General features: G+C 35.1%; 11 protein-coding genes, 2 tRNA genes and 1 other RNA gene. 13 read left to right on the forward strand and 1 reads right to left on the reverse strand.

The genetic code is table 11. The features are described from left to right. Positions 1–290: 290 nt before the first annotated feature. From PLW95_03610 to PLW95_03635, 6 genes are all read left to right on the forward strand, one after another. A complete protein-coding gene (locus tag PLW95_03610; protein ID HOV21752.1) occupies positions 291–2,495 on the forward strand; it encodes an FAD-dependent oxidoreductase in 2,205 nt (734 codons plus the stop codon). Continuing rightward, positions 2,483–2,941: an SsrA-binding protein SmpB gene (smpB, locus tag PLW95_03615; protein ID HOV21753.1), complete on the forward strand. Its 459-nt coding sequence runs from the start codon at positions 2,483–2,485 to the stop codon at positions 2,939–2,941. The genes PLW95_03610 and smpB overlap by 13 nt, the downstream gene beginning before the upstream one ends. A gap of 15 nt (positions 2,942–2,956) precedes the next feature. Next, positions 2,957–3,307, forward strand: a transfer-messenger RNA (tmRNA) gene (gene ssrA / locus PLW95_03620). Positions 3,308–3,950: 643 nt separating this feature from the next. Beyond that, the gene (locus PLW95_03625) at positions 3,951–4,274 is read left to right on the forward strand and encodes a hypothetical protein (protein ID HOV21754.1); all 324 of its coding nucleotides are present in this window, start codon (positions 3,951–3,953) and stop codon (positions 4,272–4,274) included. A gap of 88 nt (positions 4,275–4,362) precedes the next feature. Next, a tRNA-Ile gene (locus PLW95_03630) sits at positions 4,363–4,434 on the forward strand. A 685-nt stretch (positions 4,435–5,119) separates the two neighbouring features. Continuing rightward, positions 5,120–5,195: transfer RNA gene (locus PLW95_03635), tRNA-Pro, on the forward strand. A 578-nt stretch (positions 5,196–5,773) separates the two neighbouring features. On the opposite strand, the gene PLW95_03640 is transcribed toward PLW95_03635, so the two are convergent. Next, positions 5,774–6,028: a hypothetical protein gene (locus PLW95_03640; GenBank protein ID HOV21755.1), complete on the reverse strand. Its 255-nt coding sequence runs from the start codon at positions 6,026–6,028 to the stop codon at positions 5,774–5,776. A 29-nt stretch (positions 6,029–6,057) separates the two neighbouring features. Between PLW95_03640 and PLW95_03645 the strand changes: the two genes are divergently transcribed. The 7 genes from PLW95_03645 (at position 6,058) to PLW95_03675 (ending at position 9,465) form a co-directional block, all read left to right on the forward strand. Then, positions 6,058–7,797 carry a hypothetical protein gene (locus PLW95_03645; protein HOV21756.1) on the forward strand — a complete coding sequence of 580 codons (1,740 nt, stop codon included), beginning with the start codon at positions 6,058–6,060 and terminating at the stop codon, positions 7,795–7,797. A gap of 17 nt (positions 7,798–7,814) precedes the next feature. After that, positions 7,815–8,021, forward strand: coding sequence for a hypothetical protein (locus PLW95_03650; protein HOV21757.1), 207 nt, complete (start codon positions 7,815–7,817; stop codon positions 8,019–8,021). A gap of 1 nt (position 8,022) precedes the next feature. Beyond that, positions 8,023–8,280, forward strand: a complete 258-nt coding sequence (locus PLW95_03655; protein HOV21758.1) for a hypothetical protein — start codon at positions 8,023–8,025, stop codon at positions 8,278–8,280. Between the two features lie 82 nt (positions 8,281–8,362). After that, positions 8,363–8,845: a hypothetical protein gene (locus PLW95_03660; protein ID HOV21759.1), complete on the forward strand. Its 483-nt coding sequence runs from the start codon at positions 8,363–8,365 to the stop codon at positions 8,843–8,845. Further along, positions 8,835–9,011, forward strand: a complete 177-nt coding sequence (locus PLW95_03665) for a hypothetical protein (GenBank protein ID HOV21760.1) — start codon at positions 8,835–8,837, stop codon at positions 9,009–9,011. Before PLW95_03660 ends, PLW95_03665 begins: the two co-directional genes overlap by 11 nt. Positions 9,012–9,082: 71 nt before the next feature. Continuing rightward, the gene (locus PLW95_03670) at positions 9,083–9,286 is read left to right on the forward strand and encodes a type II toxin-antitoxin system HicB family antitoxin (protein HOV21761.1); all 204 of its coding nucleotides are present in this window, start codon (positions 9,083–9,085) and stop codon (positions 9,284–9,286) included. 14 nt (positions 9,287–9,300) lie between these two features. After that, entirely contained in the window at positions 9,301–9,465 is a 165-nt protein-coding gene (locus PLW95_03675) for a type II toxin-antitoxin system HicA family toxin (protein ID HOV21762.1), read from the forward strand. Positions 9,466–9,867 lie beyond the last annotated feature (402 nt).

The raw sequence follows: 9,867 nt of genomic DNA on the forward strand, positions 1-9,867 counted from the left end.
ATATTTTATATAGGCAACAAGTAGAAAGAAAATTCCTTATTCTCTTTAATAGCAGGTCCTGATTATATTTTAGGAACGAGTAGTTCACAGGCTCCCGCCGGCGTAAAATTCATAAAGCGACCCTTAGACAACAATAAAAGCAAAGAAAAGACAAAAAAATTTAAAATTTTTTCTCTCTACTCATCTATTTTACTTTTTAATTAAATATATTATATCAGTTTTCATAAATAAAAGAAAGATATTTTTATTTTTTCTTCTCTTGTCTTATAATATTGAAAAGGGGATAAAAAATGAATAATAAAAAATATGCACTTGTTGTATGTGGTGGAGGACTTGCAGGTGTTTGTGCAGCAGTTTCAAGTGCGAGATATGGAGTAAAAACAGCAATAATTCAAGATAGACCTGTCTTTGGAGGAAATGCATCTTCTGAAATAAGGGTAAATATTGGAGGCGCTGCTTCATTTAATCCATGGGCAAGAGAAACAGGAATAATGAGTGAAATATGTCTTAAAGAAAGAAGAATTAACTTTAATTATCACGGTTCAAGTAAGACAAATTCAAATTTAGACCTCGTTCTTTATGACCTATTAAAAAAAGAAAATGTTGATATGTATTTAAATACTTCTGTAAGAAAAGCAATAATGAAAAGAAGCGACTTAATAGAAGGTGTTTTATGTATTGAATTAGGCAGTGAACGGGATTTTGTTGTTTATGGTGATTATTTTATTGATGCGACAGGAGATGGAGTTGTTGCTTTTTCATCTGGTGCTGAATATCGTATTGGGAGAGAAGGAAGAGATGAATTTAGGGAGTCCCTTGCGCCTGAAGAAAGTGATATGGGAATTATGGGAAGTTCTTTAATGTTTTTAGTAAGAGATGTGGGGAAGAAAGTAAAATTTGACCCACCTTCCTGGATAGTAAAATACAAAAAAGATGATATTACATTAGAGAAAAGATACCATTTATCACAGCCAGGATATTGGTGGATAGAGATTGGAGAGCCGTTTGATATAATACATGATAATGAAGAGATAAAGCATCAATTACTTGCTCATCTTCTTGGTATCTGGGACCACCTTAAAAATGAAGGAGAACATGGTTTTGATAATTTTGTTCTTGAATGGGTTGGGATGGTACCTGGAAAAAGAGAAAGTAGAAGAATTATTGGTGATTACATTTTAACTGAAAATGATTTAAAGGAAAGGAAAAAATTCCCAGATGCAATTGCTTATGGTGGATGGGGTATAGACCTTCATACTCCTGGGGGTATTTTAGCAAAAGAAGAACCGCCAGAAGCAACTCATACAGAAGACCCGGAAGAATACTGGAAACAGGTTGATAAAACACATGTTTATATTTACCAAATTCCTTATAGGTGCTTATATTCAAAAAACATTAAAAATTTATTGATGGCAGGAAGAAATATAAGTGTTTCTCATGTTGCATTAGGGTCAACACGGCTTATGGAGACAAATGCTTTACTTGGACAAGCAACAGGAATTGCTGTATATCTATGTAAAAAATATAATTGTTTCCCGAGAGATATTACAAAAAATTACATAAAACAACTTCAACAATTTCTTTTAAGAGATGGTGTTTTCATTCCAGATGTCCAAAATGAAGATAAAAATGATGTATTTCTTTCTTCACAAGTTAAAGGCAGTTCAGAAATTCCGCTTAAAATTCCTGATGAAAATTTACAACTAATAAAATTGGAATTTCCAATTGGACAAAAACTTCCTTTATGTGGAAATATTAAAAAAATTATTTTCAAAATAAAGGTATTGAAAGATACAACATTAAACTTTCATCTTTTTTCATCTTTTGACTTATGGGATTTTGAAAAAGGAAAAGAGATAAAGTCAGTAAAAATTAATGTTAAAAAAAATCAAGAAATAATTGAAATTCCTGTAAATAGAAAACTTGAAAAAGGAATATACTGGTTTTATTTTGAAAAAAATGAAAACATATATCTAAATGAAGTAGAAGATGGGATTCCTGGCTGCTGTAAAATAATAAAGCCAGGTAAAAAATGGGTCTCAAAAGCAGGAATAAATTCTAAAAATATCTATTTTAAAACTATTCCTGAAATTTATTGTTTTTCACCAGAAAATGTGATGAGTGGCGTTTCAAGACCTGAAAAATGGACAAATGTCTGGATTTCTGAAAATAAATATCCACAATTTATTGAATTTGAATTTAAAAATGAAGAAAGGTTAAATTATATTCAGTTTATTTTTGATGCAGTTATTGAAAAAGAATATCACCAGATTCCACCTTTTTATATTCCTGAGTCAATTCCTGCACAATATAAAATTTACTCTTTTAAAAATTCAAAATGGAACTTATTATTAGAGGAAAAAAATAATACCTGTTATTTTAAGAGACATTTTTTCAAAGAAATAAAAACAAAGAAAATAAAAGTTGAATTTTTAAAGACGCATAATAAGAACTTGAAATTGTGGGAAGTAAGAGGCGGGATGTGGGAAACATAATAAGAAAGATAGAAAACAGAAAAGCATATCATGACTATGAAATAATTGAAAAAGTAGAAAGTGGTATTGTTTTAAAAGGGAGCGAAGTAAAAGCATTGAGAGAAGGAAGAGGTAATCTTAAAGATAGTTATGCAAAAGTAATAAATGGAGAGATGTACTTATTTAATTTTTATATTTCTCCATATCCAAACTCATTTGAAAAAATCAATCCACTAAGAAAGAAAAAATTACTTTTACACAAAAAACAAATAATTAAATGGAAACAAAAAATGGAAGAGAAGGGCTTGACAATAGTCCCTCTTTCTGTCTATTTTAATACTGAGGGATTTGCGAAAGTTGAACTTGCATTAGCAAAAGGCAAAAAATTATATGATAAAAGAAAAGCGATAAAAGAAAGATACATAAAAAGAGAAATAGAAAGAAAAATAAAAGAGAAAGGGATATAAGTTAATTGAAAAATGGGGGGCGAAATAGGGTTCGACAGGAATAAGAGGAGATAGAGTTGCCTGTCGGGTTTGTCAGGAACCTGTAAAAACCTGACAAAAAAATAACTGCTACAGCAAATACACTTGCTGCGTAATTAACGTGGCACTCACTCAGAAGGGGTTGTCCTCGCCTCTCTGAAGTGAGACGGAATGAGGACCTTTCAAAAAAGGTCTGCCCTTACCTTTTTTGGGAGTATTAAAAGGGATGCGGGTGTTGTTCTCTGTCCGATGGAGAACAATACTCAAAGAACAAACATCGGAATATGCAGGTAGATACTCTATCTTTTCTATTTCTGGACGCGGGGGCAGTACCCGCCGCCTCCACCAATTTCCCTCAATTAATTTCTCCCTTTATAAAACCGACTAAGGAAGCAAAGGGTAGCAAAGCAGAGTTGGTGCGTCCTTTTCCCTCCTTTTGTAAAGGAGGGTTAGGGTGGATTTGTATAGATAGCACAACGGAGATTAAGAGGGATTTATAAGAGGAAATCCAGGAAAATCCATCACATCCTTCCCTTTATAAGGGAAGGAGAGATGCTTCCCCCTTTGAAAAAGGGGGATTGAGGGGGATTTATTTCCTTCTCCCCGTTGGGGAGAAGGCGGGGATGAGGGGGGATTTTAAGAAAGAATAAGATAAAAGGACCTGGTTGTCTCCGAAGGCTCGCCCGTTGGGCTACGCCCAGAGGGATCCTTTGGATGTGAGAACCGGGTCCTTGAAAAAATAAGGTAAGGGCATTTTTATAAATCCATCCCGACCTTCCCTTTATAAGGGAAGGAGAGATGCTTCCCCCTTTGAAAAACCGACTAAGGAAGCAAAGGGTAGCAAAGCAGAGTTGGTGCGTCATCCAAAAATACTCCCCTCTTTTATAAAGAGGGGCAGAGGGAGATTTTAAGAAGTGGATTTGTATAGATAGCACAACGGAGATTAAGAGGGATTTAAAGGAGAGGGATTTGATAGGGATAAGAGGAAAATATGATAGAGGGAAAAATTGTAAAAATAAGATTTAAAAAATACTTTGAAGAACAAAAATTATGGGTTTTTGTTGGAAAAGTTTTAAAATTTACAGAAAATTGGATTATGCTTGAAGGAAAAGGGATAATATATTTAAAAGGACAAATAAATCCAGTTGATATTGATAAAAACAAAAGAATTATTTTAGTCCCACGAGAAAATATCTTTCATATAAGAATTTTACCAGATGATTTTGATATTGAGAATATAGAAGTAATAACAAAAGGAGTGAGGATTTTTTTAAAGGTAAAAAGTGGTCCTGACACAAGTATAAGCGAAATTTAATATCTGAAATTTCAAATAAAAAATTAAAAAGGTATAATACTTTAAAGTATCTTTTTATTTCCGGAACCAGGTTCCAGAATAATTATAAGGACCCGTAGCTCAACGGCAGAGCAGCGGACTCATAATCCGTTGGTTGCTGGTTCGAATCCGGCCGGGTCCACTTCCTTGAGAGAAACAGCAACCAACAAAGGGTGCAGGGAAAAGATTTTCCCTGCGTATTTTGTATTGGGGGGAGAAAATTAGGAAGGGGGAAACACCCCCTCCTAAAAAGCGAAGCGCCGGTTGCGGTTCGAATCCGGCCGGGTCCACTTCCTTGAGAGAAACAGCAACCAACAAAGGGGTTCTCCCCTTTAAAAAAGGGGAGTTAGAGGGGATTTTAAGGGGGAAACACCCCCTCCTAAAAAGCGAAGCGCCGGTTGCGGTTCGAATCCGGCCGGGTCCACTTCCTTGAGAGAAACAGCAACCAACAAAGGGGTTCTCCCCTTTATACTTCCCCCTTTGACAAACTGATTAAAGTAGCGGGGGTTAGCAAAGTAGAGTTGGTGCGTCATCGTCTCCCAGATAGCACAACGGGGATTATGGGGGATTTAGAGCAGTTACCATAAATCCATCCCTACCTTCCCTTAGAAAGGGAAGGAGTAACTTCTCCCTTTATAAAAGGGAGATTAAGAGGGATTTTCATCCTTCTCCCCTTTGCCTATCCGCCGTGTATTGTGGCGGACCTGTCCGCCGCGCATTTTGGCGGAAGGTCCTCGGAAATATGTAGGAATTTTAATTTCATCAGGAAATTTTTCAAATATTTTGTAATTTGCAAAGAGTAAGTATAAGATAAAAGAAGTAATAAACGGGGCGTAGCGTAGTCTGGCTTAGCGCGCATGGTTTGGGACCATGAGGTCCTCGGTTCAAATCCGAGCGCCCCGATTAGCATACTTCTTTGAGAGGATTTGAACATAGGTTCAAACCGACTAAAGTTGCTTACCTTGTTTCTTAGAGTTGGTGCGTCATCGTCTCCCAGATAGCACAATCCGAGCGCCCCGACTCTTTTTATTGGGACGTGCGCTACGTTTTTTAGAGGACGCCCCGATTTTTTTTCATGAACTCCTTACCCATAAGTTCTCCCTTTTTTAAAATGTTAAGATAGAAGAACCTGGTTCTCTGCGAGAACCGGGTTCTTGAAACAATAAGATAAGGGATATTACTCCCCTCTTTAGTAAACCGACTAAAGTAGCGGGGGTTAGCAAAGCAGAGTTGGTGCGTCATTTCCCCTCTTGGGGTTCTCCCCTTTAAGTAAAGGGGAGTTAGAGGGGATTTTGAGGGGGATTTAATAAAATCCACCCCCACCCTCCTTTTTTAAAGGAGGGAGAGTATTTTCCCCCTTTAACAAAGGCATGTCCGACGCGCTTTTTGGAGGAGGGATAAAGGGGGATTTCATCCTTCTCCCCGCTGGGGAGAAGGCTCGCCCGTAGGGCTACGCCCGAGGGTGCAGGATGAGGAGGGATTTATAATAAAAATCCATCCCGGCCTTCCCTTATTAAGGGAAGGAGCAAAAACTTTCCCCTCTTTACAAAAGAGGGGCAAGGGGAGATTTTAATAAATCCATCCCCACCCTTCCTTTTACAAAGGAAGGGATTTATCGTAGTTTCCCCCTTTGAAAAATTCTGTGGAGGACGGTCCTCCACATTAAAGTTGTTGATTTTTATTATATTACAATGTAAAACCCCGCTAATATATTTCTTGTTGTTTTTCTTTTTCAAATGTAGTATAATAAAAGCGGGAAATAGATATGAGAAAAAAAGGAATTGCTTTAATAGTAGTGTTAGTGATTGTTGTTCTCTTTTCTGCTTTCATATTGATAGTTGTCCTTTCTGCCACAAGTGCTATAAGAAGAGCACATTATTTTGATGATAAAACAACCGCTCTCACAATTGCTGAGGCAGGGCTCCAACAGGTTATTTACAACATGAATTACACAAATTATGATAGCGGTTATTATCCTTTCGGAGTAAATTCTGATAACCCTTTAACACCTTCTTGGGATGAAACATCTGAAACACATATAGATACTTCTAATTTTGGTCCTCAGTCATCCTGTTCTGTAAGAATTTGTGATGGAACTGGTGAAGATACTCGTATTGTTTCAACAGGTAAATATAGAGGAAAACAGGCAAGAATATCTGTTGAAATAAGAAGTGCCAATCCAATAATAAGAGGAGATAAATTAAATGATGGAGTTGGAACTGAAACACAGGGAATCCCTGAGGCATTTAACAAACACACTATTTATGCAAATACTATAGGCCCATTATCAGTTCCAAATAGTGTTACCATAAGAGGAAATATTTGTGCAGCTTTTTGGCCCTCTTCCTGCGATGCTATCGGAGAATATACACTTACTGATACAAATGTTTCTATTGATACAATACCTCGCCTTGCTTCTGACCCCTCAGTAACTTTTCCCCCTAGCCCTGCTGATGATAATTATGCAGATAAGTATGATGCTTCTGGAAATAGAGTTGAAGGTGTGCCAACAGGGGATGTTAGTACTATAATAAATGATGGTGTTTGGTGGGATGGTGTAGATACATATTATTTTGGGACGGATGATGGTACTGGGACTGATACTAATCACTATGTCTTTACTCCTCATTCTGTTAAAATTGAGGGAGCAAATGCAGTATTAACAAATGGAGTTAAAATAGGTAATTATTTTAAGTGCGATGGAGAAGTAAGAGTTGAAACTGCTGTATTTTCGGGAGATAATGCAGTAGTTGATGCAGAAACAATTACTATACCTACTGGTGCAGAAATTGGTGAAATAGGGCCAACTTATTGTTTAATAGTTAAACCATCTACTTCATCTTCTTTAAGTATAGGTAATAATGTTACAATAAATGGGGATTTTGGAATTTCACCTATTACTACACCAATAAATTTATCAGCAGGTTCAAATTTTAGAATAAATGGGTGTCTATTTACAAATGAAAGTTTAAATATAAATAGTCCTATTACAATCAATGCAAGTCCATCTACTAAAAAAGCAGGAATTTTGTTATATAGTAATGTTGATAAAACATTTGACTTGACAATTGCCAATTCAATAGGTATTACAACAGGAGAAAATCAGGTTGCAGGAATTATGGTTTATTTTGAGAAACCGTTGGGAGATGATTATAGTGGGAAAATTTCAAATATCACAATTTCAGGTAATATAACTTTAAATGATACTGAAAATGATAAGTTTTTGCTTATAAATCAATCAGACAGTGGATATATTAATATTTCTTCAGATATAAATGGGAGTATTTATTCTGCATATTATGGAGGTTCCACTTCATCAATTACTCTAACGAATGGAAAAATATATGGTTCAATAATAACAAATGGGACTGTGAACTTAAATGGGGGAAGTATAATTTATAATTCAGAAGCATATAAAAAGGGCAAAGGAGATGTTTATAAAGGGTTTGTTGGGGGTAGGCGTGTTTATGTTCCAGTTCCAGGTAGTTGGAGAGTAGAGTGGTGATTAAATAGAGGTGAGATATGGAAACACAAAAGAATATTGTAAATGATGTAGAAAATTTGAAAGAAGTTATAAGAAAAACGATTAAAGAAACAATAAAAGAAGAATTTTTCAAAATAAGGTTGGATTTAACTCCGGAAGTATCAGATAAGGAAATGGCAGAAATTGAGAAGAAATACAAAGAGCCCGATAAAAAAATGGTTTATTCTGAATGGTTAGATATTTGAAATGAAGGTATTTTATTCTAATAGAGCATATAAATTTATAAAAGAACAAAAAATAGAGGAGAAAGTTAGGCAACTAATAAGAAAATTTATTCTTAAATATACTGGTGAAGACATAAATATAAATGTCAAGAAACTGAAAGGTAAATGGATAAATTATCATCGGATAAAAAGTGGGACGATAAGAATTATATTAAGAGTTGATAAAGATAATAATTGTATTTTTGTTGATACTGTTGATTTTAGGGGAAATATATATTAAATGGGAAAGGAGATGTTTATAAAGGGTTTGTTGGAGGTAGGCGTGTTTATGTTCCAGTTCCAGGTAGTTGGAAAGTAGAGTGGTGAAAAAATTAGAATTATACTTGGAAACATCTATTTTTGGATTTTACACTGATTTAAAAAGAGAAAATATTACTAAAAGAGAAAGTATAAGAGGACTTTTTGAACAGATAAAAAAGGATTATTTTATTGCATATACTTCTCCTTTGACAATTGCAGAACTTACAAAAATTCCAGATAAAGAGAAAAATATACTTTTAAATTTGGTAAAACAATGTAAAATTGAAGTTGTGGATACTGAATATGAAGAACTTGTTAATTTAGTAAATAAATATAAAAATGAACGAATAATACCTGAAAAGTTTGAAGCGGACCTTTACCATGTTGGGTATGCTACAATTTTAAAAGTTGATATTCTGGTAAGTTTTAATATAAAACATATTGTGAAAGAAATAAATGCAAGAAAATTTAATGGAGTGAATTTAAGGGAAGGATATCCAATTATACAATTTAGGACACCAGAGGAGGTGCTTTATGAAGAGTAGAATTGAAAAAGATTTTTTGTTTATTCTCCATGACATAAGGGAAAGAGAGAATTTAATGAGGAAGAAGAAGAAAATATCCTCTGTTGAATGGTTGAGAGAAAATAAAAAATTGGCAGAAGAAACCTTAGGATATCCAATAAAAATGCTGGTAAAAAGTGAAAAATAAAATTATGAGGGTTCACTTTCCACAAGTTAACAGTTGGAGAGTAGAGTGGTGATTAAAGAAGGAAGAATAATATGAGAAAAGAATTTACACTTGAATTCTGGATTGATGATGGATGGTATGTTGGAAAGTTAAAAGAAGTTCCAGGAATATTCAGTCAGGGAGAATCACTAAAAGAATTGAAAGAGAATATAAAAGAGGTATATTCTTTAATGAAAGAGGAATGGATGCCATTACCTTCCGGTGTACAGACAAAAGAAACAAAGGTTGAAGTGTGAAATGACAGGATTTTATCAAAGAGTTAGTGGAAGATGGGTGTTATTTGAAAAGGCATGGAAAAAAACATGATATATATGAAAACATTAAAAATGGCAAAAAGGCACCTGTTCCACGCCATTCAGAAATTAAAAATACTTTATGTGAATTGATAAGAAAGCAATTAGGAGTTGAAAAATAATATTTTATAGGGGGGCAGGGAAAGGAATCTCCTCTCTTTGACAAAGGATAAGATAAAACATGGTTGTCTCCGAAGGCTCGCCCGTTGGGCTACGCCCAGAGGGGTCCTTTGGATGTGAGAACCGGGTCCTTGAAAAAATAAGGTAAGGGCATTTTTATAAATCCATCCCGACCTTCCCTTTATAAGGGAAGGAGAGATGCTTCCCCCTTTGAAAAACCGACTAAGGAAGCAAAGGGTAGCAAAGCAGAGTTGGTGCGTCATCCAAAAATACTCCCCTCTTTTATAAAGAGGGGCAGAGGGAGATTTTAAGAAGTGGATTTGTATAGATAGCACAACGGGACAAGGGGGATTGTTCTACACAGGCAGTTTAAAATATAGCATACGAACCAGCCCTACGCAGAA

Source organism: bacterium (genome assembly GCA_035370465.1).
In the GTDB taxonomy this organism is placed as follows: Bacteria; Ratteibacteria; UBA8468; order B48-G9; family JAFGKM01; genus JAGGVW01.

What these genes read in the sequence shown, in the direction of transcription:
- PLW95_03610 (HOV21752.1), top strand. Translation starts at nt 291, where the DNA reads ATGAATAATAAAAAATATGCACTTGTTGTATGTGGTGGAGGACTTGCA.
- PLW95_03625 (HOV21754.1), top strand. Translation starts at nt 3,951, where the DNA reads ATGATAGAGGGAAAAATTGTAAAAATAAGATTTAAAAAATACTTTGAA.
- PLW95_03645 (HOV21756.1), top strand. Translation starts at nt 6,058, where the DNA reads ATGAGAAAAAAAGGAATTGCTTTAATAGTAGTGTTAGTGATTGTTGTT.
- PLW95_03650 (HOV21757.1), top strand. Translation starts at nt 7,815, where the DNA reads ATGGAAACACAAAAGAATATTGTAAATGATGTAGAAAATTTGAAAGAA.
- PLW95_03655 (HOV21758.1), top strand. Translation starts at nt 8,023, where the DNA reads ATGAAGGTATTTTATTCTAATAGAGCATATAAATTTATAAAAGAACAA.
- PLW95_03665 (HOV21760.1), top strand. Translation starts at nt 8,835, where the DNA reads ATGAAGAGTAGAATTGAAAAAGATTTTTTGTTTATTCTCCATGACATA.
- PLW95_03670 (HOV21761.1), top strand. Translation starts at nt 9,083, where the DNA reads ATGAGAAAAGAATTTACACTTGAATTCTGGATTGATGATGGATGGTAT.